The following is a 24,178-nucleotide window of genomic DNA, read 5'->3' on the forward strand; positions in this document are numbered from 1 at the left end:
GTACTTGTGAACTGTCCGCTTGCCGCGACCCTGCGCGCACCGCCTCGGGCCGGCGCCTCCGCCCCTGCGCCGCGCCCGCTCCATCTCCGGCGGGGTCAGCCCCCGAGCCAGAAGCGCCACTCCGGGCGCCTGCCCGGCACCGTGACGGCCCGCTGGTTTCTGCCTGTCACAAGGAGTCGCCATGTCCACCCAGCCCCCTGGCCGCCGCGCCCTCATCACCGCCTGCCTGGCCCTCCTCCTTCCCGCCTGCAACTCAGTGCCTCCTCCCTCCACGGCGGAAATCACGTCCGCTGACGAGGCGCGACCCATACGGCTGCGTCACCTCTCCGCCCTGCCGGTGCCCCGCTGGGTGAACGCCCTGCCCATTCCCAAGATTGCCACGGCCACCTCCCCGGACGCGTACACGCTGACCCTGCAACCTGGGCGGCACGACTTCGGCATCGGCGGCCCGACCACGCCGGTGTGGACCTACAGTGACGGCACGCCCCCTTCTTACCTGGGGCCGACCATCGTCGCCCGGTACGGCACACCAGTGCACATCACCTGGGTCAATGCCCTGCCCACCATGTTGCCCTTCGCCCAGGAGGAGGACCACCTGCCCACAGGTGCCCAGGGAGAGCCGATGGCTGCGGCGCCGTTCGGTGACGCTGTGACGCACCTGCACGGCGGGCACATCCGTGACCTGGCCGACGGCGGCCCGACGCAGCACTTCTCGCCGGGCGACTCGCGGCAGGTGGACTACCCCAACGATCAGGAGGCCGCCACTCTCTGGTATCACGACCACGCCATGGGGCTCACGCGGCTGAACGTCATGGCCGGCCTCGCCGGAGCGTACGTCCTGACCGATCCCTACGAACAGACGCTGAACCTGCCGACCGGAGCGTACGACGTGCCGCTCGTGCTTCAGGACCGCAGTTTCAATGCGGACGGTTCCCTCCAGTACCCGGAACGCTGGGAGCCCGAATTCTTCGGTGACGTCGCCGTCGTGAACGGCAAGGCGTTCCCCTTCCTGGACGTGGAGCCGCGGCCATACCGTCTGCGGCTCCTGAACGGGTCGAACGCCCGGTTCTACCGCCTGTCCCTCAGCCGGCCAAAAGCCGGAAAGGTCACCCTGCAGCAGATCGGAGCGGACGGCGGCCTGCTCCCGGTCATGAATCCCACAGGCCGCCTGCTGCTCGCGCCCGGTGAACGGGCCGACGTGATCGTGGACTTCTCGGCGTTCCGGGGCCAGACCCTGACCGTGACCAATGATGCCGCCACGCCCTACTCCGGCAAGCCGGACAAGGCCGGCGGCACACCACCGCTGCCGGAACTGCTGCAGTTCAGGGTCAGGAACACCGCACCGTCCGCCGCGTCCGGCACGCCCCCGACGCCGCTCCGGCCGCTGTCCGAGAACCTCAGCCTCCAGCAGGCCGTGGTGCAGCGTGACCTGACCCTCAACGAGGTCCTCGACCCGCAGACCGGCCTGCCCCTGCGTTCACAGCTCGGCACCCTGAACCCCGACGGCAGCGCCCACCTGCTCTCCTTCGACGACCCGGTCACCGAAACGCCGCGCGTGAACACTGTCGAGGCCTGGAACCTGATCAACAACACTGTGGACGTCCATCCCATCCACCTGCACCTGGTGCAGTTCCAGGTGCTCGACCGGCGGGCCGTACTCCGCGACGCGGCCGGACGGGTTACCGGGTACGGCCCGGCCCTGCCGTCCGACCCGGCGGAAGCCGGGTGGAAAGACACCGTCAGAGCCAACCCCAACGAGGCCACCCGCATCCTCGTGCGCTTCGACCGGGCAGGTGCGTATGTCTGGCACTGCCACATCCTCGAGCACGAGGACAACGACATGATGCGTCCCCTGCAGGTTCTGCCGTGAGCGCCAAGGACGCGAGGACGATCCTCCTGTTCGTAGAGCTGAGGCGACACGCGGAGCCGCTCCCACAAGGCCCGCCTCCTGCCGGAGGCACATTCCCCGGCCTACACTGCAGGAATGATCCTCCGGAACATTGCCTTGACCGTGGCTGCCATGCTGGGCGGCACAGGATTCGCCGCGCCAGCGGCGATCAGCTACCGCACGTTTCACTACACCTGTGATGGCAGCAGGAAGGTGAGTGTGTCGTACGTCAACTTCGGCATGCGGGGCACCCAGTTCGCCGTTCTGACCTGGAATGGCCGGCAGTACGGGCTGGCTTCTGCTGTGTCGGCCAGTGGCGCGCGGTATGCGGCTCTGGCCGGCCCGGCGGGCAGCAGCGGCCTGGAATGGTGGGAGCATCAGGGAGAAGCGACGCTGAGTGCGTTCGTCGGTCCGGACAGCCGGGTGACCCGCCCCCTGCTGACGGGCTGCCGCACCGGCCGGTAAGGTCCGGTGCTGATCATCCCAGGCGTGGCGGCCTGGGACCGCATCACAGCCCGAAGTGTGTCCCTGAGACCCGGCCAGGGTACTTCCCTGGGGAAGGAGTCGGAGGTCCGCGGTGCGTCGCGCGCCGTCAGGGACTCTGACGTGAGAATCGGGCCGTTTCGCCGTGTATGGCGTCGAAAGAGGTTGGTCGCTCACAGAACCCAGCTGCGTTGCCTTCGCGTACTGAGCGGCCGGATCATTCTTTCGTCGAGGAAGAGGCTCTGCATGGCGCCGCTGTGGCCCTAGAGCGGTGATCCTGTATGCATGTGGGTTGATGCTGGTCACGGGGTGTCCTCCGACCAGAGAGGCGGCGCGGTTCCTCAGCCCGACCCCACCCCCCCCATTTGGTGGGGTCGGAAAAGAACTCTGTAAGAAATATCACAGCATGCTGATTGCGCGACGCAATGAAATTCACGCCCCATCCGGGCACCTGGCGTGAACCGAGCGAGTGGTGCGACCCCCGCGACTTCCCCCCACCTCGACCAGGGCGGCTTTCGTCCTGGCACAGGAGCCTCATGCAGAAACGGACCCAGCTTGCCCTCGCCCTCACCGCCCTCACCGCCGCCCTCGCGTCCTGCGGCACCCCCAGTGCCCCTGTGGCCAGCGCCCCTCTCGTCAAAGTCGAGGTGACTGCGCCCATGGTCTTCGGCCAGAGTCGCCAGGGCCTGGGTGCTCAGGGCCTGACTTCGGACGCCCCCGCGCGTCACTACGACGTCACCGTCCGTGACAGCAGCGGCAAGATCGTTGCCTTCGACGGCACCACCTTCGATCCCACCGGGGCCGGCAACACCACCCTGACGCTCAACAACGCCAACAACTTCAAGCAGACCCTGCTGCTTCCCGCCGGGGAGTACACCTTCGAGAACAAGGTCAAGGACGACGCCAGCAGCAGCGTCCTGCTCGCCTACGGTCCCGGCAGTGAGAACAAAGGGACCGTGGACGCCAACTTCAGCCTGATCCGCCTAAAGTCGCACGCCGTGCTCAGCACCGCCAACACCACGCTGTCCCCGAGCATGACGCTGAACGAACTGTACACCGACACCAAGTTCAACCTCAGCCTCAACCTCAAGACCGCCACCGTGGCCAATGCGAATGGCGCGACCGTGCCGACCAGCGATATCGGCGCAGTCACCTACAGCCTCGGGAACAGCACGGACGGCGTGCTCAACGGGGCGGGCAGCAAGATCGGCGTGAACGTCACCAGCCGCGGCACCGCCACTGACAGCATCCTGAATGTCACCGCCAGCTTCAGCGCCTGGGTGCAGACGGGTGACACGGCGACTTTCCAGCCCGTCAGCATCGCCTTCGCCAAGCAGATCCAGACGAACGTGATGACCACCGACACCGTCATGCCCAGCCTGACCCTGAATGCGGCTGCGCCGACGACGGGCACCACGGCGACCCTGACGGGGACGGTCAGTGATGATGTGATGGTGCAGGGTGTGCGCGTGTACGTGGACGGCAACCTGGTGGCCAGCATGGACGCCAGCGAAGGCGTCGGAATGGTCACCGGGGACAGCAACGGAGGCTGGACCGCGCCCTGGATGCCCAGCAAGGACGGCACGTACGCCGTGACCGTGATTGCTGAGGACAGCAGCGGCAACGAAACCCGCGTCGACCAGTCGGTGACCGCCACCACGCCAGTGGCCGTCACCTACGACTTCGAAGCCCAGCAGTACACCGGTGCGCAGACGCCCATCACGGTGAAGGCCGGCCAGATCAACACGTTTAAAGTGAACTACGCCGGCAACGCCAGTGAACTTCACATCTGGGCGCAGACCATGTCCTGTGCCACCAACTGCGGCAACAACACCTTGACCATGACCGTGACCAAACCGGACGGCAGCACGCCGGCGCCCAACTGGACGGATTGGGGCTACGTTGAATACGGTTCCTACGACCAGCCGGGGGTGTACACCATCACGCTGACCACCGACTTCGACGGTGTGGTGGACCTCGAAGCCCACACCCACTGAGTTCTGCCTGTGCTCGCCCCGGCTCGGCCCTGACCGGCCGAGCTGGGGCGTTGTCCGTTTCCGTTCCTTTCCCTCACTGGAGTCTTGATGACACCCTTCCGTTTAGTGCCCCTCGCCTCCCTGCTTCTCCTGGCTGCCTGTGGTCAGACGCCCCCGCCGCCGCTCGTCGTGGTCAACGTGGCGGCTCCCATCACGTTCAACGACTCGGCCGGCACCGTGCTCACCCAGGGCATCACCCTGAACGGCGCCGACCAGCACATCACGGTCACGGTCCGCGACGCGCGTGGACAGGTGGTGCGGTTCAATGGCGCCACCTTCGATCCGACCGCGCAGGGGACCGATCACCTGACCTTGAATACCGCCAACAATTTTCACCAGGCGGTCGCATTGCCCCAGGGCACGTACACCTTCGAGCACGCGGTGCATGACGACGTGACCGGGCACGTCCTGCTGGGCTACGGACCGGCAGGGGAGAACGCCGCGGTCATCTCCGCAGCGTCCGCGGGTGTGCGACTGAAGTCACACGCGGTGCTGGACGTCGCTGGCAGCGCCCTGCAATCTGACCGGCCCATCGCTTCCCTGCCCAGCGGGACGACCGTCAACCTGCAGTTGCGTGCTGTCACGGCGCTCGCGTCACTCCCGGACGGGCGCCCACCGGTGGTTGGCGTGATTCCCACCAGTGATCTCGGTCCCGTGACGTACGAGCTGGGCAGCTCCACAGACGGCACGTTGAACGGGGCGGGGAGTCGCGTCGGCATCAACGTGACGGCCCGGGGGGACGCGACGGACGCCACCCTGAACGTCAGTGCGACGTTCCACGCCTGGGTGGCGGACGCGGCCGGGCAGGCGGCGTCCTGGCAGCCGGTCACCCTGACGTACGCTCAGGCGATCGATTTGGGCACCGCGCCCTGACGCTGAGAACGCAGTTTCTGGCGTGAACTCAGTCTCAATGAGGTGCGGGTGCTCAGTGGCCAGGACCAGGCATGGAACATTTCGCGGGCTTCTCCGGTGGCAGGAGGGCTGTGAGCTTCAGGGGAGACCAGCCCGCAGGGGCGGTGGCGTCGACTGGCGCTGCGTTGAGCGTCAGCCCGCAGAGCCTGCTCAGCGTCTCCCCGGCCTGCCGGACCGCTCGCCGTTCGGCAGCCGGATTCGGAAGGCCCGTCCCGGCGGCCATGACGGTCACTTCACGGACCTGCGGGCCCTGTGCAGCGGTCCGGGCGTTGTTCCCGAACAGCACCTGCAGGTCCACGCGGGGCGACCGCCACTGGACCTGCCAGACGGTGTAGGTGGCGCGCGCCGTACCGAACTGAACGGCGATCACCAGCCCGGTCGCCTGGAGGGTACGCACGGGGTCCACGGGTTCCGCTCCGCCCGCCTGACCGGTCACGGCCAGAGCAAGGAGCGCCAGGATCATGATTCGTGGGGTCATGTCCTCACGGTAGGGAACGCCGGCACGCAATTCCAGAGCCCGACTTGACTGACAGGCAGCACCCGCAAACGGCGAGGTGGCGTCGCGCCTCCGACCTGCTGAGTGAAGATTGAGTGAAGATCCTGCGTCGCAAACGCAGAGAGCGTCAGGGAGCCGTGGCGATACTGGGCCACGTGAAGTTCTCCCGGACCGCCTGCCTCTGCTTGCTGCTGACCCTGTCGTCCGCACCCGTTTCCGCTGCCGGCACGGATCTGCTGATTTCGCCCACGGGCAGCGTCACCGCCGGCAGCCGGACCTTGACCCTGCGCACACCCCCCCAGGTGTCGGGGGGCACCCTGCTGCTTCCCGTGCGCGAAACGGCGGGACTGCTGGGCCGGCCGGTGCAGGTGACCGGCACGCTGATTCAGGCTGGTCGGCTCGTGATCCAGACGAGCAACCGCAGCATGACCATCGACGGCGTGCCCTACGCCGGCCCCCTCGTCATTCCTGCCAGCGGTGACCCGCTGGTCGACGCCAAGCTGCTCGCCTACGCCCTGGACGGCCAGCTCGTCACCCGACCCGGAGGCGGAGTCGCCATTCTCGGCGTGCCTGCCGCGCCGCCGAACCCCGGTCCTTCGCTGCCGGTCGCGGCGCCGTCCCAGCCGGTGCCGGTCGTCACGCCCACGCCCCAGACGGCCGCCGTTGCCGGGGCGCCCGAGGCCCGTTTCGCCACCAACAAGTCCGTCTACGCCCCCGGGGAGCGCGTCACGTTCACCGATTTTTCCTTCGATCCGGACGGCCTGAACCTGGCCCGGAAGTGGGAAGGCATGAGTGACGTGTACTTCACGCCAGGCGAGCACCGCATCACCCTGGTCGTCACGAACACAAAGGGCCGCACGAGCGCGCCGTACACCCGCGTGATCCGCGTCGAGGGGGCGCCGCTGGCCTCACCACTGTCTTACGCCCTGCGCAGCTCGCCGATCGGCTCGACGTTCCAGGACACCCGCAACCCTGCCTACCCGGCCCTGCCGGCGGTCACACAGGCCACCACGTCTTACCCCCTGATCTTCAGCGACTCCCCCGAGGCGCCCACCCAGAGCGGCGTGCTGTACCAGGACCGGGCGTCCGGCCGGGTCCGGGTGGTTGCCTACCACCTGAACCGCCTCGGCCGGCCGGCCCGCCTGCTGGTTCTTGCCCAGGCCCGTGGCGCTGGCGGGGGCGTGCAGGTTCTCCGGGAAGGCAGCGCCGGCGGCACGCGGATGGAGAGCGTGCTGGGCCAGGTCAGTGTGCTCGACTTCCTCACCTCCGCCGGCCGGGCCCGGCAGGATCTTCCCGCGCAGGGCCTCACGGCCCTGTACACCAGTCCGCTGCTGGCGCCTGAACAGGGCGCCAAGGTGATGCTGGACCTCCAGATCACCGGCGAAGCGCAGATCAGCGTGGTCATGCTCGAAGACGGCCGCCCCCTCACGGACGCCACCCTGTCCACGCTGCCGCACTTGGCGCCCGACGCCCAGCACCAGCGCGGCACGTTCCCCGGCGCCGTGCGGAGCCTGACGGTCCGTCTGGGCGCCGAACCCGGCCGGCTCACGCTGGGTGACAACACGAGTGACCCGCCGCTGCTCGGCGTCGACGCGATGACCGGCGCGCCGCAGCGCCTCAGTGGCAATTACGGCGTGCAGTACGACATCACCGTGGAGAACACCGTGCCTGGGACCAGCACCGTCGCGTCGTTCGCGCCCCGCGGCGGTCAGTACCGGGGCGGCATGGTGGTGGAGGACGGCTCCGAACGTCAGGTGCTGCGCATTCCGGGCTCCGGCGTGCTCACCAACGGCGACGCTCCGCTGATGCTTTGGCGGACCCCTTCCAGGGTGTTCCGCATGAGCTTCATTCCGTCGGGTGGGTCTTTCCTGCCGGTGTCGCTGGTCTTCTACCCGGTGCCCGGCGAAGTGGGTCCCTGAGTCCCCGTCTGGAGCGTCCGGATTGAGGCGGTCCTGCCTGTAGGTTCGCGTCCATGAGGCCCCACGAAGCTGTTGACGGTCACTCGTTCGCGAGTGACCGTTTTTCATGCATTGCCTGATCTTCGGTGTCGGGTGACCGCTCAGGCGTGCACGACCGTGACCTGCCGGTGAATGCGGTTACGGCCGCCGTCCTTCGCGGCGTAGAGGTGTCCGTCAGCTTCCTGCAGCACCTGGTGGCGGTCACCCTGCACTGCCACCAGCCCGCCGGAAAGAGTGATGCGCTCGCCTGGCAGCCCTGCTCTCCGGGCGACGGTGGTCTCTACGGCATGCCGGATCCGTTCGGCCACCTCGTGCGCGTCGTCGAGGGTGCTGTCGTGCAGCAGTACGGCGAACTCCTCCCCTCCGAGGCGGTAGAGGCAGTCACTGGAGCGCGTGCTTTCCCTCAGGGTGTCGGCCAGGGCCACCAGCACCCGGTCCCCCGTGTCATGACCGAACGTGTCGTTGATGCGCTTGAAGTGATCGAGGTCCATCATCAGCAGGAAGCTTCTGCGGGAGGGATGGGGGGTGACGAAGTCGGCGTCGAACTGCCGACGGTTGAAACATCCGGTGAGGCTGTCCACGCTGGCCAGGTGCCGCAGGTGCGTGGTGTGGGCCAGGGTCTCCAGGCGCGCCTGGAGGATCTCGCACGACATGAACAGTCCCACGGCGCCGAGGATGCTGGTGCCGGCGTACAGCAGCACTGCTTCTGACAGCGGCTGGCCGGCCAGGTAGGCGGCCGGAAAGAGGGTGAGGTTGACGGTGGCAAAGAGGGTGAATGACCGCCACCACCGCTGGGCGGGGGACTCGTCGTCGAAGGAGAGGTCGATGCGTTTCCAGCCGATTCCGAGAGAGCCGAGCAGGGCGATGAGGGTCATCTGGAGCATGCCCCATCCCATTCCGCTGCCGCCGAGACTGGCCCGGTACAGACTCAGGGGAAGAACGACCAGCAGGGCGGGCAGGAGTCCGTGGCGCCGGGCGACGACGGCGATGATCACGGCCCGGAAGTCGAAACGCAGATCGTCGGACAGGACGATGCCGTTGGAGGTCAGGTACATGCCCAGCAGAACGGCGAGCAGGTAGCGCAGGGCCAGCCAGAGGTCAGGCCGCGGCCTGGGGCCTGGCTGGTAGGTGAGGCTGATGGCCATCACGCCGGCGGCGAGCAGGGCCACGTTGTGAATCAGGGGATCGAACGTTGACCAGTCAGCCATACATCAGCGTAGGGCAGGCCGTGTAAAAAACCTCACATTCACACCTGCGAGCGATCGTTCATGAACCGGGGGTGAAAACGTGGGCCTAATCCCTGAGCTCCGGTTACTAACGTTCAGGAGGCGACCAGCCTGGGTGGGCGCTAGCCAAATTGGTATGACCGCGAACGACCGCGTGCTCCCCCACACCCTCTTGATGCGAACCCCTGTCTTGCCGCCCGCAATGGTGCCTTCCCTCCACGAGTTCGGGTGATGGCCGATCAACCCACCGCTAGCGGAGGCGGGCCTTGTCGTGCAGCTTCTGGGCGATCTGACGGATCTCCTCCATGTCCCAGTCCGGCGAGAAGGCAGCCGAATCGTGCCCGCCGTCCATCAGGTTCCCGCCGGGAATCTCGGTGTACTCACCGACCCGCACGGGTGACCCGTCCTCTGGATGCGTGCCGTTCCAGATGGCCCCGAGGTGCTGGTAGTCGTCCGGGCTGAACCGGTACAGAATCTGATGAAGGCCGCGGTCCATGACCGCCTTCGACTCGGGGATCAGGTGGGTCGGAATGTTCGGCATCGGAAGGAGTTTTTCCATGTTCACGCCCGAGAGGCTTTCCAGTGCCTTGGCGTAGGCGATCTGGTGCACGCCGCCGCGGACAAGCAGGTAGCCCACGAGCGCCCTGGCGGTCGGGTCGTCCACCATCTCGTACACCCGCAGCTTGTTGTGCCGGGCCGCGCCTTCCAGGAAGAAGTTGTGCGTCAGGTCAAGCATGAGGTTGCCGCTGGAGTAGACGTAATCCCCTGACCAGGCCTTGCCGTGCGAGTCGGCGATCATGGTGCCCGGACCACCGGCGATGAAGTGTTTCGTGTACCGCACGTCCTGCGCGTAGGAGAAGGGATGTGTGGTCGGGTCCACCGGCTCTTCCTGCGGAACGGGCTCCGGACCGGCCAGCAGAGCATTGATGGTGGCGGCCACCAGCTCGATATGCCCGAGTTCCTCGGCGGCGATGTTGGCGATCAGCTCGTAATAGGGAGCGAGCGTCGTCTTTCCCCTGAAGTTGAACGACTGCGTCATGTAGTTCATCAGGGTGGACATCTCGCCGAAGCGCCCCCCCATGAGTTCCTGCACGGAAGCGGCTCCGTTGGGATTCGCTTCCTTCGGGAGCGGCAGCTCGAACTGAAGTTTGTCGATGCGGAGGAACATGGCAATCTCCTTGGAAAGAAGGCGGTGGGCCCCGTGACCGTGGATTCGTCCTGACGCTCTGTACCGTGGGGAGTCCCCGCCTATGCTGGATGGCCTCGCCTGGGCCTGTCACCCGAAGGGATGAAGGGCTCAGGGAAAAATCGAGGGGCCGCGTAAGCAGCAGGCCAATCCTCGTTCAGGCGATCCTCATCCCATGAAGTTCGTCCTGCGCTCATACGCTGGTTTAGGGCTTCCCGACCCACGACAAGAAGTAGGCTTCTGCGCGATTGCCCCACGCACCCTTTGAGGTATTGGGACGGAGCAATGGAGGGAGCTTGGCGCTGAAAAGGCCGGCAGGGAGCCCGGACGTGGACACAGGAGGAGGCTGGAATATTCCCCAGATATGCGCGCCCATCCCTGAATGCTTCCGTCTCGTCCGGGGCCTCAGAAGCAAAAGGCTCTGGAACCCCCACCGCTTTCCACGCGTACCTCAGGGAGACATGCAATCAAGACTGAGCCGGATGGGAGAACTGCTGGGCTGGGCCCTGAGCAGCGCACTGCTGTCATTCCTGGTGGTGCTCGCCGTTCAGAGCGTGAACCGGGGGGAGCTCAGCGCCGCGGTGGTGAACCGGTCACTGGAGTGGGGCGGGTACCTGCTGCTCCTGATTGCCGGTGCCATCGGCATGGGCGAGGCCGGCACCCCTGGAGGCCGCGTGGAGGCATTTTCGAAGGCGCGCCTGGGCCAGGGTCATCTGCAAGGCCGCATTCCTCTGCAGCAGGTGGTGGTGCCCGCTGTAGGCGGGGCGCTGCTTTTCGCCCTGCAGGCCCTGGTGTTCCTCGGCTGAGTCTCGGTGATGGGCCGGCGGGCAGGCCAGGCGAGGAAAGCATGGGATGCAGGGGCTGACCGCCTCTTCAGCGTGAAATCCCTTCCGTGCCGGTGCAGGCTCAGACCATCAGTAGCGGGGGAGGGCAGCGAGACCGCCGAATTCCCGGACCAGCCGCTGGGCGTGGTCGCCATGCACGCGGCGGACCTCGATGCCGTACAGGTCGATCAGGTCCGGCAGGAGTTCTTCTAGGGTCACGCGTTCCATCACGCTGTCGTCCAGGGGACTGTGCGGCACGTCCTTGCGGCTCGTGAAGTACGGCACGTCACGGTTGTTGCTGCGGTACACGTGCACGTCCGAGCCGTCCTCCGGGATGACCAGCTGGTACAGGCGGGCCTGCTGCAGCATCTCCAGGACCGGTTCCATCTCCATCACCCCGCGTTCCTGGATCTGGTCCAGAAGGGCCTGTTCGGTCGCCTCCCGGTGGGCGTGAAGCATCGGCTGAATCTTTTCCAGGATGTCTGCGGGGTTGACCCAGCCGGCACCGCCCGTCACGTTGGTCTCGCCGATGAGTTCGAACGGCGCCGTCGCCGGAATTTCCGCCTTGAACTCCGCCACACGCTGAACCGGGCCCACCAGGATCAGCTGCCGGATGTCCCGCTGGGCCATCAGATCGGTCAGTTCCGCCACGATGCGGTTGTAGAAGCGCTGCTGCATGGCCGCTTCACGGTTCTCGAACAGGTCCGTGCCGCTGTCGCTGCGTGGGCCACTCCCGGGCTGCCCGCGGCCGGCCCCGCCGCTTCCTGGCGCGCCGGGCACGTGCCGGGTGCCGAAACGATGGTGTCCCAGCGGTCGCCATCGTCGATCCGGACGTTCTCTTCGCGGCGCACCTCGGTCAGCTCGTTCTGCCGCAGGAGGAACAGGCGCGCCCACTCCCGGTCCACTGCCAGGACTGCCGCGGTCGGCAGCACCTCCAGGATGCCCGCCAGCAGGGACTTCAGTGGGCGGCCGTAGTGCACGCGTTCAGGCAGGTCCGCCTGGATCTCATGCCGTTCGAACAGGTCCGCGCCGACCACGTACAGCCTGCTCCGGCCGCTGCTGCGCCGGGCGGCCGAGAGGTCCTCCAGCACCTGATTCATGACGCTGGGCGGCACGCCCTCGTCGTTCATTCGCTGTTTTACGCGGGTCTGGAAGCCGTTTCCCTCGTTGTCGGGAAGGGAAGGGTTGTCATTGAGAACGGCCATGAGCACCATGGCGTCCTCCGGGAGGGCCTGAATCCGGCGAAGTGCAGTGACGGGAATCATAGTGAACTCCTTTCAGAACTGACCTCAATTGTCCGGACGGCTGGTGTGACCGCGCATGAACAGGGTCAAGGGCACGTCATCGCTTTCAGCACCAGACCATGACTTTGGTGAAGAGTCATGCCCATGTGGGCTGACCCGACCGTCCTGAGCGGTCTGGACAGGAAGAAGTGCCATCTTGCGGTCTGGTCGATCCCCACTTTCCAGCAGGCCGCACCAGGGCACTAGGCTCAGGCCATGTCCCTGACTCACCGGCCGTACCAGTCCGCGGCGGACCTGCCCTTCCTCCTGGACTGGCTGGGCCGCCATGCCCACAGCGCCTACATGCACCCCGGTGACCTCGTCTGGTGGCTCAGACAGAACGAAGTGGTGGATCCGGCCCGGGCGCTTGACCTGTACTTTTCCGGGGCCGGCGACCTGGCCGGGTTCGTCTTCAGCGACCCACCGACCTGGGCGGTGCTGCAGGGCCGCGACGACCTCGCTCCGGATGACTGGCAGCAGATGATCAAGGTCGCGGAAAACAAGGCGGGCGAGCCGGTAACCTTCAATGCCTACACCGGCGAGATGCCCGGTGCGCGCGTTCAGGCCCTGCGGCGCGCCGGGTACGTCCCGGCATCCACCGACCGGCTGGCGCGCCTTTACCGGGTGCCGGGGCCGGCAGATCTGGCCGCGGCGCCACTGCCGGCAGGGTTCAGGTTCACGGACATGGGCCGGGCCGACGTGAGCGAAGCGGACCGGGTGGACCTGCACCGCGCGGTGTGGCACCCGTCACGGGTCACAGTGGACGCCTACCGGACCCTGCGTGCCGCCCCCAATTACCTTCCGGAGCTGGACGTGGTGATCGTGGGCCCGGCGGGCGAACCGGCCGCGTACGCGCTGGGCTGGTTCGATGAGGTGTCGCGGGCCGGCCTGCTGGAGCCGGTCGGGACCCTGGCCGAGTTTCGGCGGCGGGGCCTGGGGCGGCAGCTGGTGCGGGAAATGACTCGCCGCCTTGCCGGGTTGGGTGCGGAGGGTGTGACCATCGGCACGCGCGAAAGCAATGGTGCCGCCATGGGCCTGTATCAGTCCGCCGGGTATCACGTGACAGGCTACTGGGTGGATTACCGTCGGACCTCACTGACCTGAAGGCAGAGGATGAAGTTCTGGTCAGGACAGGAGGCAGTAAGATTCACCTCATCTTCATCTGTGAGTCTGGCCGCATGGTCTCCAGGACGTTCTGCTTCCCATGTGACCCCGCCCCGCGTCAGCGCGTCTGCCGCTTTGACCAGCGAGGAGCGCCGCAGTGATGGACCTCGTCCTGGTGGCACTCAGCCCCCTGCCCGTCTGGGCGGTGTACTGGCTGTGCACCCGCAAACTCAATGACGCCGAGCCTCTGGTCCTCGCGGCCCTCACCCTCACCCCCAGCCAGGCCCTGAGTGAATCGGACCTCCGTCAGGTCACAGGCCTGACGGAACGGCAACTGGCGGTCACACTGCGCCGCCTCCGCCGTCAGGTCAGCCGGAACTCCGACCTCATCTCCCTGCGCTGAACCGCGGGCCACTTGCTGCGCAGGCGAGAGGCGGTTTCCCGGGCGCGTCTGCTACGCTTCGGGCCACGTCCTGCCGATCCTGCCGCCGAAGGTATGCCCTCCTGGCCGTCATCGGCGTACGACAGGCTTCCGGGGACGCGGGGTGCCGGGTCTGGACAGGCCGCCAGGCGCTCAGGGAGGCGTATGCAGCTCACCATTCGACCGTATCAACCCGGTGACCTGAGTGAACTCCGCGCCCTGCACGGGGTCAGTCAGTGGTCACCGACTGTGGACCGCGCGGCGGTACAGCAGGGGGACGAGCTCGGTGCGGACACGCTGCAGCGGGTCGTCGCTGTGGATGAGGGCCGGTTGGTGGGCTACGGGTACGTGGCCCGGTCCGCCTGGCACCCCTCCGGCTGGTTTCAGAGTGAGGTACTGGTCGTACCGGGCAGGCGCCGGCAAGGGGCGGGCGCCGCGCTGACACAGCAGTGCCTCGCCCTTGCCCAAGAATTGGGCGCCACGTCCTTGACGACCTGGACGAACGGCCGCATGCCTGAGTTCGAGGCGTTTGCCTCGCGGCGGGGCTTTCACGCCGTGCAGCGGTTCGTGACCATGACCCTGCAGGTCAGTGAGGCTGACGACGCCCTGCTCGCTCGGCTCGTGGCCCGCGCTTCCGGTGAGGGCGTTCGCCTGTTCTCGTTTGCCGAGACCGGCAACACCCCAGAGGCCAGACGCCGCCTGTACGAACTCAACCGCCGCCTCGCTCCTTTGCTGCCGGGCAACGGGGACGAGTTCCCCACCTTCTCCGAATACGAGCGAGAAATCCTGGATGCCGAGTGGTTCTGGGCGGAAGGTCAGCTGATCGCGGCCACGGCAGACCGCTGGATTGGCCTCGTCGGTCTGGGGTTCTATGAGGACGGGCGGGCGCTGCAACACGAGTTCACAGCCGTGGCTCCCGCCATGCAGGGCCGCGGCGTCGCTCAGGCCCTCAAGGCCTGGAGCGTGCAGAAGGCGAAAGAGTGGGGCGTGAGCGTGGTCCGCACAGGAAACGACGCCTCGAACGCGCCGATCATCGCCGTGAACCGGCGTCTGGGCTACGACCTGGTGCCCGGCGTCGTGAAACTGAGGCGCTTGGTGGGGCGGGGGAGCTGAATGTTTCCCCCCGGCCACCGGTACAGCCCCACTCAGCCGACAGCGCATCTTCAGAACGCGGCGCCTTCCAGGTGAGCCGCAGAAATCCCTGATCATCTCGACCCGCGACCCCGCCGTGGTGACAGGAAACTCTTCCTTGGAGGGCAACCGACGAGGCACTGGATGAGCCGGTTCACTTCCCGCTGGTCTGGCCCGCTGCGCTTTGTGGTGCGGCCGTCCCGGTGGAGACGCTGCCGACCGTGTACCGGTTGCCATTCCCGGTGTTGTTGAGGTACGCGCTGGGCAGCTCCTGCCAGAACGAGAGCAAGTTGTTGTTCCCCTTGAGCCAGACCTTCTGCACTGCGGTGCCGTTGATGGTGTTGCCGTTTCCGTACACCACGAGGTGCTCGCAGGCCCCGGAGAGGGTGATGTAGTTGTTGCTTCCCCGGACCGTGATCACGTCGTTGGGCCCGGAGCACTCCAGGGTGAGGATGCGGCCGCTGTCTGCGACGGTCGCGCTGCCCTGCGGTTGGGCCACGGCAACGCCCGCACACAGGAGGGGGAGGCACAGCATCGTTTTCATGACCTTACTGTGGATCCGCTCATCTGACCCACCATGAGCGGGGCACAAAGGGGGCCGCACGCCGCCGAGATGCACCCCTGAGCCCTGCCTCATGAGGCGGCGGCTCCGTCCCGTTCAGTGGGCACCTCTGAAGGAACCTCAAAGCGGACGTCCAGGGAAGCACGGAGAGTGTTTCCCCGGACCTCCGGCCTGCGGGCTCAGCGCGGTTGTGCGGCCAGATGCTCGGCGAGGCGGTCCCAGGTTTCCGTGACGCCCTGGAGCATGCCCATGTCCATGACCGTCTTCAGGCCTTCTTCCGTGTCGTACAGGGCGTGGTTGGTGACCCGCGTTCCACCGTCGACCTCCTCGAAGATCAGCGTCGACAGGGTGGGGGGCATGGCCTCGTTGATGGTGGCCTCGGCGTCGGAGAAGTAGTCGGTGTACACGATGCGCGCTGGAGCGTCGATGTCACGGTAGATGCCCAGCCCCCAGGATTCCATGCCGTAGAACTCCCCCTGGCTTTCGTCGACGCATTTCATGCAGTAGTGCCATTTTCCGCCCGGGCGGAAGTCCACGGTGCAGTGCGGGATCGTCCAGCCGCGCGGCCCCCACCACTGGCGCAGGTGCTCGGCGCTCGAGAAGGCCTCGAACACGAGTTCGCGCGGCGCCTGAAACACGCGTTCCAGAATCAGTTCTTTCCCGGCTTCGATTCGTGAGGTCATGGGGGAAACGGTGCTGGTCATGGTGGGGCCTCCTGGGTGGGGAACGTTGGCGGTGAGCGGGTGCGGGAAGGGGTGGGCCGTTCAGGGGGTCAGGTCGGGTCCTCCTCTTCGGGCCCTGTGCCCGGTGCGGGAGTCTGCTGGCGCTGTGCCAGGTAGCGTTCCAGCTGGTCAAACCGGTCTTCCCAGAGTTGCCGGTAGGTGACGAGCCAGCGGTCGAGATTCTGGAAGGGTTCGGCCCGCAGGCGGTAGATGCGGCGATTGGCGACTGCCTGCACCTCGACGATGCCGGCGTCGTTCAGGACGCGCAGGTGCTTGGAGGCCTGCGGCTGGCGGATGCCGAGCTGCGTGGCGATCTCTCCAACGGTCAGCGGCTGCCTGACGAGAAGCTCGACCATCTGGAGCCGGGTGGGTTCGGCCAGTGCACTGAGCGTTGCGTGATCCATCCGTCCACCTCCCGGTCGCTTCCTACAGAAACAAGTATACCCTAAAGAGAATATTCCTGTCAAGGGATATATAGTGCCGAGAGAAATCTGGTTTCTTATCTACTCAGCAGCGGCAGTTCCCGTTCAGAAAAGCCAGGCGACCCGAGTCACCTGGTGAGCCCTCCGGCCGCCGCGCCTTTACCCCCCATACTCAGCCTGCACCGCCCAGGCTCCTCAGCCCGCTTCACCCGAGGGTCGGCCCAGTTGCCGGCCACTTACCGACGGTCCCTCAGACACCTTCCTGGGCCTCTCCGGACCCGGTCGGAGGCCGCTCGTTCTGTAATTCCCAGGCCATCAGGTCGCGCCATCGCCAAGCGGCCCCCCCGGCAATGGCCAGGGTCAGCACGCCGCCCAGCACCGTGGCCCGCACGACCCCCAGGAAGTGTGATGCCACGCCGCTTTCCAGCGCGCCGATCTCGTTGCTCGTGCCGATGAACACCAGGCTCACCGCCGCCACCCGTCCCCGCATCTGGTCCGGGGTGCGCGTCCGCACAATCGCGCGGCGGATCAACATGTTCACTCCGTCGAACACACCACTGAACGCCAGGGCCAGCCATGACAGCCAGAACGTCCTGGACACCGCAAACAGCAGCATGCTGAGTCCGAAGCCCGCGATGCTCAGCACCAGCCACACGCCGGTCCGCCGCAGCGGCGGCCGGCGGGTCATCCAGAGCATCACGACCAGGGCGCCGGCGGAGGGCGCCGCCATCAGCGCGCCCAGGCCGCCCGGCCCCACGTGCAGGAGGTCCGTCGCGAACACGGGCAGCAGGGCGATCGCGCCGCCAAACAGCACCGCGAGCAGGTCCAGTGCCATGGACCCGAACAGCACCGGGTCCGCCCGCACGAACCGCAGGCCCGCCTTGATGCTCGCCCGACGGCCCTCCCCGGTGGGCACGCCCACCGGGGGAATGGGCGGCATCCGGAGGAGGGCGAGCCAGGACGCGGCATACAGCGCGGCCATCAACCCGTACGTGCCGCTCGGCTCGAACCGGGTCAGGAACAGCCCGGCCAGCACCGGCCCGATGATGCCGGCCACCTGGCCCACGCTGCCCAGCCAGGCCGACGCGTTTACGTACGCCCCGGCCGGCACGATCCGGGTTTCGAAAGCGCTGGACGCCGGATCCCCGAAGCCCCGGGCGAACCCCATCAGCACGACCAGCAGGAAAAGGCCAGCGACCGGAGTCGCCGGGCCTGCCAGCGACAGCGTGGCGAACGCCAGACCGCTGAGCACCAGCAGGGCCCTCGTCACCAACAGGATGCGGCGGCGGTCCAGCCGGTCGGCGTAGTGTCCGCCCAGCAGCGCCAGACTCAGCGTGGGCAGCGCCGTGGCGACGCCCAGCAGGCCGAGGACGAGGGGACTCTGCGTGAGCGCGTACACCTGGTACCCGATCACGACCGAGAAGGCCGTGCCCGCGAACGAGGCACTGGCCGACGCCACGAGGAGCCGCCGGAAATCCGCGAATCGGAGCGACGCGAAGGCGTCAGCTGGCACAGGAGGGGTCGTCATACCGGGAAACCGCGTCAGTGTAGCCGACGCGGGCGCCTCCGGCCCGGTGGGAACGGCGCATTCTCAAGGCCGTCGTCGGTCAGGGCGGCGTGCCGCCCACGAGCTGCTTCAGGATGGCCTCCAGTCGCCGCTGCCGGAGCTCGGGGGTCCGGGCGGTCTGGAGTCGGTGGTAGATCGAGTACTGCTGGGCCCGGCTGAGTGTCTCCAGCGTCCGCTGCGCTCCCGGCTCCCGCTGCACAGCGTCCAGCAGGTCACCCGGGAGCGTCATGGCCGCGCCACCCGCGTACGCCCGGTCCCAGCGGCCGTCCTCCCGGGCGGCCTGAACCTGCGCCAGACCGGGCGGCTGCATCCTGCCTTCCTCGATCAGGCGCCCGGCGATGGCGCAGTTGCGGGCGGACCACAGCGAGCGTGGCCGGCGGGGCGTGAGGCGTTGCAGGAACGACACCTCATCCAGCGCCCGGCGTTGCCCGTCGATCCAGCCCCAGGAGAGAGCCGTGACCACGAGGTCGTCCCACGTCACGGACGGCGTCCCGGAGGCCTTCTTGAACACCCGGACCCAGAGTTCCGGCTGATCGGCGTGATGCTGCTCCAACCAGCGCCACAGGTGATCCGGCGTTTCGAAGACCAGGGCCTCAGACATCACGCCTTCCCCCTTGCTCACACGGGTTCACTCACCGCACCCTGGGAGTGCGCGAGGGGTGCATCCGGACGCCGCGTGACCACATGATCGGTCCCAGGATACCGTTCCCGGTCTTGACCCCGGGCAGAGGTCGGCTTGACCTGCGCCATGACCCGGAGTGCGCGCCGGGGCAGCGACACCAGATGCCAGCTGTTTTCTGGAGTGTCAGGCGGGAAGCTGGTGAACGACCGGCCGGGTGGCGGTGTACAGCTCGCGGTAGAGCGGGTAGAGCCGGTCGTACGCGGCCTTCCTCTGCGCGTCAGGCAGGACAGGTGCCTGCGGCTTCATCCACGTCTGCAGGTCCTCGTGCGCCAGCAGGCCGGCGGCGCGGCCGGCGAGGAACGCGTCGCCGTAACTGGCGCCCAGGGTGACGCGGGTCATTTCCTGCGCCACGCCGGTGATGTCGCTGACGATCTGCAGCCAGTGGCGGCCCTTCGTTCCGCCGCCCACGGCGACCACGCGGCGGATCTGGGCGCCGAGGTCGGCGAAGGTCTCCAGGTTGTGGCGGATCCCGAAGCCGACGCCTTCCAGGGCCGCGCGGAACAGGTGGGCGCGCGTGTGCGACAACCGAAGCCCCGCGATGACGCCCCGCGCCTGGGGATCGTTGATGGGCGTGCGCTCCCCGCTGAAGTAGGGCAGCATCAACAGGCCGTCGGCGCCCGGGGGCAGGTCGGCTGCCTCGGTGAACAGCGCGTCGTACGCCTGCTCCGTCGGGACTTCCCGGGCGAACTCGTCCACCAGCCAGCGGGTCAGGCTGCCGGTGGTGCCCATGCCCGCCGCGAGGTTGACCTGGCCGGGGAACGCGCCTCCCACCGACCACACCCTCGGGTCCGGGGTGGGCGAGGGCTGCACCAGCACGAAGAAGGTGGTGGAGCCGTACATCAGCATCAGGTCACCCGGCCCGGTCGCGCCGACGCTGATCGCCTCGGCCAGGGCGTCCACGGTGCCCACCGCCACCGGGGTGCCCGGGCGCAGCCCAGTCAGCCGGCTCGCTTCGGCACTCACCTCACCGGCCTTCTCGTCACTCCAGGCCAGTTCGGGAAGGAGGTCGAGGTCCCGGTCCCCCAGGACCGACCTGCGGTAGGTGTCCGACCACTGCTGCGTCCTGGGCTCGTAGAGCGGCATGAAGTGCGCCCCGGTGTGGTGGTCCATAACGTGCCGGCCGGTCAGGCGGTAGACCAGGTAGCTGCTGGCGGTGGTGAGGGTGCGCGTCCGCGCCCACACGCCGGGCTCGTGTTCGCGCAGCCAGCGGATCTTTGGCCCGACCGCCTGGCTGGTCAGGGCCATCTGGCTGTGACGGAAGATTGCGTCCTCGCCGAGCTCGGCATTCAGCGCGTCGATCTGCCTGCCGGCGCGCGTGTCCACGCCGTACAGGATGCCCGGCCTCAGGGGCCGGCCCTCGGCGTCCAGCGCCAGCAAGGTCGGGCCGATGGCACTGCAGGCGACCCCGGCCACGCGGGCGGGGTCCACGTCCTGCAGCAGCGACCGGATCAGGGACTGCGTGTCGGCCCACCACACCGCGTCGGCGTCCTGTTCCACATGCCCGGCGGCAGGCATGGACATCTCGTGCGCCACGACGTGCTGGGCGACAATGTCCCCGTCCGGCGTGACCAGCACGCCCTTACTGGAGTAGGTGCCGACGTCCAGGCCGAGCAGCAGCGGGCCGGGCGCGGTCATGCCGGCAGTCCGCAGAGGTGGACGGTGACGCCCAGCGCGTCCATCATCGCGGCCTTCACCTGAAGGGCCTGCAGGGCCTCGTCGCGGCTGGGCGCATACGCCACCTGGATGTGGTTGGCCTGATGCTGGGCCATCATCTGGTCCCGGCTGACCCCCTCCAGCACCGCGTTCATGATCGGCCACTGCGGCGTGGTCATGGCCCAGCGGCGCTGCACTTCTGCCTCAGGCAGCGAGACCGCCTCGCCCAGGCCCACGTCCAGGTGCAACCGGCCGCCCCTGACGTACACGCGCGACCACACCAGGGCCCCTGGCCGGCTTTCTCCCTTGAGGGTGCCGCCCCCCTGCGCGAAGAACATGGGCGGCTGACGCTCGCTGGAGGCCTCCGCGTACCCACTGCTGAAATGCGCGGCGGGCGCGGCGCCGGAGATCATGAACACCCACACGAACCGGCCCTGGTGGTCCTCACCCCACCGCAGGTCATGCAGGGTGTTGGCCGGGTTCAGGCCCAGAGCGGTCCACACCTGATGCGTCAGCAGGCCGTCGACGGCCGCGCCCTCATCGACCTCGTTGAAGTGCGGCAGGGCCTCGCCGGCGTACAGTTCCGCCCCGGTTCTCGGGTCGTACACCGGGGGCCGCTCGGGGTTGTTCAGGAGACCTTCGGCGAGGTCACTGGCCGGGGCGAGGTCCTTGAGGCCCTGCTGATACTGGATGCCGATGGCGTCGCAGCCGAACTGTGCGGCGATGCGCACGGCGGCCACGTACATCCGGAGCTGGTCCAGGGTTTGCGCGCGGGTCAGTTCGGTGGCCGGGTCGTCTCCCCAGGCAAAACGCATGCCGCGCTCCAGCAGCCAGTCGAGGGCCGCCTGGGCTTCCGCGTCGGTGACCTGCTGCATGGCGGCGTAGAGGGCGGACTGGCTGAGGCGCTCCTTGTACAGCCCGAGGGGATTGAGCAGTTCGTCGTCGATCACCGCGTTGTACATCCCCATGCATCCCTCGTCGAAGATGCCGAGGATGGCCTGACGCTCCCGCAGGGCCTCGGCCAGTTGCGTGCCGAGCGCCCGGTGAGCCTCGGGCACTTCCTGAGGGGAAAAGGGCCGCATGTGCGACCGGTCGTGCGTCACCCGGCCGGTCTGCACCCATTCGGCGAGCCGGGACACGAAGAACTCGTCCTGGAAGTCCTCGCTCCACAGCGTGCTGTAGGGGACGTTCATCTTCGTGAGGCTGCCGTTGAGATTGAGCAGCCCCACCAGGCCGGGCCACTGCCCGCTCCAGTTGGCCACGGTCAGGACCGGGCCGCGGTGCGCGCGCAGCCCGGCGAGGACATGGTGGCTGTACTGCCACACCGCTTCGGCGACAATTACCGGCGCGTCCTTGGGAATGCGCTGGAACACGTCCATCCCCATGCGCTGCGACGAGATGAAGCCGTGGCCCTCCTCGGGGTCGGTCCCGTGCGCCCGGGTGACCTGCACCCCCAGGGCCGCCAGGGCCTGCGTCAGTTGCGTCTCCATCTGGACCTGCGCCGGCCAGCACTGCTGGTTCGCGGCGAGGCGCATGTCGCCACTGGCGACCAGGTAGGCTTCAGTCAAAGGAAGCGGGGACATCGTCATACGGTTCTCCAGCGCCCGGACAACCGGGCGGCGCGCCCACTCGGCGCACCAGGGAATTCAGAGTGTTGCCGTGCTGGCAAGCCGGTCGATAGCCGGTGAGAACGGCATGCTGAGCTGCGCGCCAGGCTGCGTGCAGCTCAGGGCAGCCGCGGCAGAGGCCCGCCGGACGGCAGCGGCCAGAGGCATCAAGGGCAGGGAGGCCACCAGGACGCCTACGAAGGTGTCGCCGGCGCCGGTCGTATCCACCGCCTGGACGCCGAAGGCCGCCGTGCGTTGAACCCGGCCGTCCGACCAGCACGCGGCGCCGTCTTCCCCCAGGGTGACCACGATGGCACGCGGCCCCCGGCCCGCCAGCGCTTCGAGCTGTCCCTCAAGGTCCAGCCCGGTCTGGGCGGCGCCGAGCGCCGCAAGTTCACCGGCGTTCACGACCAGCAGGTCCACCAGGTGGAGCAGGCTGTCCGGAAGCGCCTGAGCAGGCGCGGCGTTCAGGGTGACGTGCACCCCGGCGTCCTGCGCGGCCTGAGCGAAGGCGCAGACGGCCGGCAGCGGACTTTCCAGCTGGAGGATCAGGTGGGTGACGCCGGTCAGCTCCGGGAGGTCGGAACCGTCCAGGGCGTGATTCGCTCCGCCGGACACGACGATGGCGTTCTCCCCGCTGGCCGCGACGGTGACGAACGCGGCGCCGGTCGGCGCGTTCACGCGCCGCAGGTGCGCCGTGTCGATTCCGTCGGCCTGCAGGGCCTTTTGCAGTGTGTCTCCATGGGCGTCCGCGCCGACGCAGCCGACAAACTTCACCGCCGCACCGGCGCGGGCGCAGGCGACGGCCTGGTTGGCGCCCTTGCCCCCGGGGCTGACCAGGTACGGGCTGCCCGTCACCGTTTCCCCCGGGGCCGGCAGGGCCTTCACGTGCACGGCGAAATCCATGTTGAGACTCCCGGCCACCATGATCACGCGGCGGCCCCGCATGCCTGGCGGGCTGGGCTGAAAAGCGCGCTGGGGGGCGTCATGCGGGCCGTCAGACCGCCGCGTCCTGGCGGGCGGCGCCACTCAGCGTCACCCCATCGGCATCCAGGTCCTGGGCGAAGCGGTCGAGCTGCTGCGTCAGGCTGCGCCGCTCTTCGGCGGTCAGGTTCGGCAGCGGCGGACGCGACGGGCCGTTGGTCAGGCCCCGCCAGTCCAGGCCGGCTTTCAGGTAATCGATCCGGCCGCCGCCCCGGATGATCCGGCTGAATTCCCGGATGTGCCGGGCCAGCGTCAGCGCCCGGCCGGTGTCATTGGCGCTCAGCGCGGCGAAGAAGGCCAGGAACAGTTCCGGCACCACGCCGCCCGGTCCGGACACCAGGCCGTCCCCGCCGCTGGTCATGAACGGGAAGCACAGGTCGTCCGCGCCCGCCAGCACGCTCAGTCCGGGCACTTCGGTCAGGGCCAGCAGACGGTGCATGTCGCCGCTGGAATCCTTGATGCCCGCGAAGTTGGGCTCGCGGCCCAGCTCGGCCACGCTCGCCGGCGACATGGAGTTACCGGCCCGCTGGGGGATGGTGTAGGCGTACACCGCCAGCCCGGGCAGGGCCCGGCAGACCGCCTGGTAGAACGCCAGCAGGGCCGCGTCTTCGTAAGCGTAGTAGTAGGGTGTGACGACCGCCACGGCCGGCACCCCCTGCGCCTGAGCGTGCCGGCTGAGCCTCAGCACCTCGTCCAGCGTTGCGGCGCCGGTATGGGCGATGATCTGCGTGCCCGTGTTCCCGCTGGACTGGACGCCGCGGACGACCGCCTCCAGCAGGGCTTCGCGCTCATTCAGCGTCAGCAGGGCGAACTCGCCGGTCGTGCCGCCAGGAAACAGCGCGGGCACCCCCTGACTGGCGTAGAACCGCGCCAGCGCCTCGGCCTGCGCGAGATCCAGGTCGCCGTGCGGGGAGTACGGGGTGACGATCGGGACCACCAGGCCACGAACGTGAAAATCGGACGGAGTCGTATGGGGCATAAGGACCTCTGGAGGGCATGGGGAAAGGGGCGGACGAACAGGCGGGACCACG

23 protein-coding genes and 1 pseudogene are annotated in these 24,178 nt (G+C 67.9%); 11 read left to right on the forward strand and 13 right to left on the reverse strand.

Going from position 1 to position 24,178, the window contains the following annotated elements:
• Positions 1-181 precede the first annotated feature (181 nt).
• The 4 genes from DFI_RS16145 to DFI_RS16160 all read left to right on the forward strand — a co-directional run bounded on the left by DFI_RS16145 (position 182) and on the right by DFI_RS16160 (position 5,280).
• Complete coding sequence (locus DFI_RS16145; RefSeq protein WP_051308161.1) at positions 182-1,870, forward strand: multicopper oxidase family protein; 1,689 nt, start codon at positions 182-184, stop codon at positions 1,868-1,870.
• A gap of 114 nt (positions 1,871-1,984) precedes the next feature.
• Positions 1,985-2,353 (forward strand): MliC family protein, encoded by a 369-nt coding sequence (locus DFI_RS16150; RefSeq protein WP_027463863.1) that lies wholly within the window; start codon positions 1,985-1,987, stop codon positions 2,351-2,353.
• Positions 2,354-2,907: 554 nt separating this feature from the next.
• Positions 2,908-4,368, forward strand: coding sequence for an Ig-like domain-containing protein (locus tag DFI_RS16155; RefSeq protein ID WP_027463862.1), 1,461 nt, complete (start codon positions 2,908-2,910; stop codon positions 4,366-4,368).
• 105 nt (positions 4,369-4,473) lie between these two features.
• Complete coding sequence (locus DFI_RS16160; protein ID WP_022802481.1) at positions 4,474-5,280, forward strand: hypothetical protein; 807 nt, start codon at positions 4,474-4,476, stop codon at positions 5,278-5,280.
• A gap of 52 nt (positions 5,281-5,332) precedes the next feature.
• Here the strand turns inward: DFI_RS16160 and DFI_RS16165 are convergent, their stop codons facing one another.
• Positions 5,333-5,797, reverse strand: coding sequence for a hypothetical protein (locus tag DFI_RS16165; protein WP_027463861.1), 465 nt, complete (start codon positions 5,795-5,797; stop codon positions 5,333-5,335).
• Positions 5,798-5,970: 173 nt separating this feature from the next.
• Here DFI_RS16165 and DFI_RS16170 point away from each other — a divergent pair, with 173 nt between their 5' ends.
• The gene (locus tag DFI_RS16170) at positions 5,971-7,734 is read left to right on the forward strand and encodes a hypothetical protein (RefSeq protein WP_027463860.1); all 1,764 of its coding nucleotides are present in this window, start codon (positions 5,971-5,973) and stop codon (positions 7,732-7,734) included.
• Between the two features lie 140 nt (positions 7,735-7,874).
• Here the strand turns inward: DFI_RS16170 and DFI_RS16175 are convergent, their stop codons facing one another.
• Together DFI_RS16175 and DFI_RS16180 are read right to left on the reverse strand one after the other, a co-directional pair.
• Positions 7,875-8,981, reverse strand: coding sequence for a GGDEF domain-containing protein (locus DFI_RS16175; protein ID WP_027463859.1), 1,107 nt, complete (start codon positions 8,979-8,981; stop codon positions 7,875-7,877).
• 268 nt (positions 8,982-9,249) lie between these two features.
• Entirely contained in the window at positions 9,250-10,167 is a 918-nt protein-coding gene (locus DFI_RS16180) for a manganese catalase family protein (protein WP_022802477.1), read from the reverse strand.
• 479 nt (positions 10,168-10,646) lie between these two features.
• On the opposite strand from DFI_RS16180, the gene DFI_RS16185 reads away from it, so the two are divergent.
• On the forward strand, positions 10,647-10,991 hold the full coding sequence (locus DFI_RS16185) for a hypothetical protein (RefSeq protein WP_155864588.1): 345 nt from the start codon (positions 10,647-10,649) through the stop codon (positions 10,989-10,991).
• A 108-nt stretch (positions 10,992-11,099) separates the two neighbouring features.
• On the opposite strand, the gene DFI_RS20840 is transcribed toward DFI_RS16185, so the two are convergent.
• On the reverse strand, positions 11,100-11,903 hold the full coding sequence (locus DFI_RS20840) for a VLRF1 family aeRF1-type release factor (RefSeq protein ID WP_338030644.1): 804 nt from the start codon (positions 11,901-11,903) through the stop codon (positions 11,100-11,102).
• Between the two features lie 113 nt (positions 11,904-12,016).
• Between DFI_RS20840 and DFI_RS21055 the strand changes: the two genes are divergently transcribed.
• The 5 genes and pseudogenes from DFI_RS21055 (at position 12,017) to DFI_RS20845 (ending at position 14,930) form a co-directional block, all read left to right on the forward strand.
• On the forward strand, positions 12,017-12,376 hold the full coding sequence (locus tag DFI_RS21055) for a hypothetical protein (protein ID WP_338030645.1): 360 nt from the start codon (positions 12,017-12,019) through the stop codon (positions 12,374-12,376).
• A gap of 132 nt (positions 12,377-12,508) precedes the next feature.
• Positions 12,509-13,396 (forward strand): GNAT family N-acetyltransferase, encoded by an 888-nt coding sequence (locus DFI_RS16195; RefSeq protein WP_051308159.1) that lies wholly within the window; start codon positions 12,509-12,511, stop codon positions 13,394-13,396.
• A gap of 160 nt (positions 13,397-13,556) precedes the next feature.
• Positions 13,557-13,799: a hypothetical protein gene (locus DFI_RS16200; RefSeq protein ID WP_027463857.1), complete on the forward strand. Its 243-nt coding sequence runs from the start codon at positions 13,557-13,559 to the stop codon at positions 13,797-13,799.
• Positions 13,800-13,982: 183 nt separating this feature from the next.
• Positions 13,983-14,306: pseudogene (locus DFI_RS21085) on the forward strand (GNAT family N-acetyltransferase); the annotation flags it as partial.
• A 21-nt stretch (positions 14,307-14,327) separates the two neighbouring features.
• Entirely contained in the window at positions 14,328-14,930 is a 603-nt protein-coding gene (locus DFI_RS20845; protein WP_244940379.1) for a GNAT family N-acetyltransferase, read from the forward strand.
• A gap of 172 nt (positions 14,931-15,102) precedes the next feature.
• Here the strand turns inward: DFI_RS20845 and DFI_RS16210 are convergent, their stop codons facing one another.
• The 9 genes from DFI_RS16210 to DFI_RS16250 all read right to left on the reverse strand — a co-directional run bounded on the left by DFI_RS16210 (position 15,103) and on the right by DFI_RS16250 (position 24,126).
• Positions 15,103-15,492 (reverse strand): DUF3060 domain-containing protein, encoded by a 390-nt coding sequence (locus DFI_RS16210; protein ID WP_027463855.1) that lies wholly within the window; start codon positions 15,490-15,492, stop codon positions 15,103-15,105.
• 197 nt (positions 15,493-15,689) lie between these two features.
• Positions 15,690-16,214, reverse strand: a complete 525-nt coding sequence (locus tag DFI_RS16215) for an SRPBCC domain-containing protein (RefSeq protein WP_027463854.1) — start codon at positions 16,212-16,214, stop codon at positions 15,690-15,692.
• Positions 16,215-16,282: 68 nt separating this feature from the next.
• On the reverse strand, positions 16,283-16,636 hold the full coding sequence (locus tag DFI_RS16220; RefSeq protein WP_027463853.1) for an ArsR/SmtB family transcription factor: 354 nt from the start codon (positions 16,634-16,636) through the stop codon (positions 16,283-16,285).
• 268 nt (positions 16,637-16,904) lie between these two features.
• Positions 16,905-18,182: an MFS transporter gene (locus tag DFI_RS16225; protein ID WP_027463852.1), complete on the reverse strand. Its 1,278-nt coding sequence runs from the start codon at positions 18,180-18,182 to the stop codon at positions 16,905-16,907.
• A gap of 79 nt (positions 18,183-18,261) precedes the next feature.
• Complete coding sequence (locus DFI_RS16230) at positions 18,262-18,822, reverse strand: YdeI/OmpD-associated family protein (protein ID WP_027463851.1); 561 nt, start codon at positions 18,820-18,822, stop codon at positions 18,262-18,264.
• Between the two features lie 204 nt (positions 18,823-19,026).
• Positions 19,027-20,538 (reverse strand): FGGY-family carbohydrate kinase, encoded by a 1,512-nt coding sequence (locus tag DFI_RS16235; RefSeq protein ID WP_043779170.1) that lies wholly within the window; start codon positions 20,536-20,538, stop codon positions 19,027-19,029.
• Positions 20,535-22,145 (reverse strand): fucose isomerase, encoded by a 1,611-nt coding sequence (locus DFI_RS16240; RefSeq protein ID WP_027463849.1) that lies wholly within the window; start codon positions 22,143-22,145, stop codon positions 20,535-20,537. The genes DFI_RS16235 and DFI_RS16240 overlap by 4 nt, the downstream gene beginning before the upstream one ends.
• Before the next feature lie 57 nt (positions 22,146-22,202).
• A complete protein-coding gene (locus tag DFI_RS16245) occupies positions 22,203-23,111 on the reverse strand; it encodes a ribokinase (RefSeq protein WP_043779168.1) in 909 nt (302 codons plus the stop codon).
• Between the two features lie 49 nt (positions 23,112-23,160).
• Positions 23,161-24,126 carry a dihydrodipicolinate synthase family protein gene (locus tag DFI_RS16250; protein WP_081425958.1) on the reverse strand — a complete coding sequence of 322 codons (966 nt, stop codon included), beginning with the start codon at positions 24,124-24,126 and terminating at the stop codon, positions 23,161-23,163.
• Between the last annotated feature and the right edge of the window lie 52 nt (positions 24,127-24,178).

The organism is Deinococcus ficus (assembly GCF_003444775.1).
Lineage (GTDB): Bacteria > Deinococcota > Deinococci > Deinococcales > Deinococcaceae > Deinococcus > Deinococcus ficus.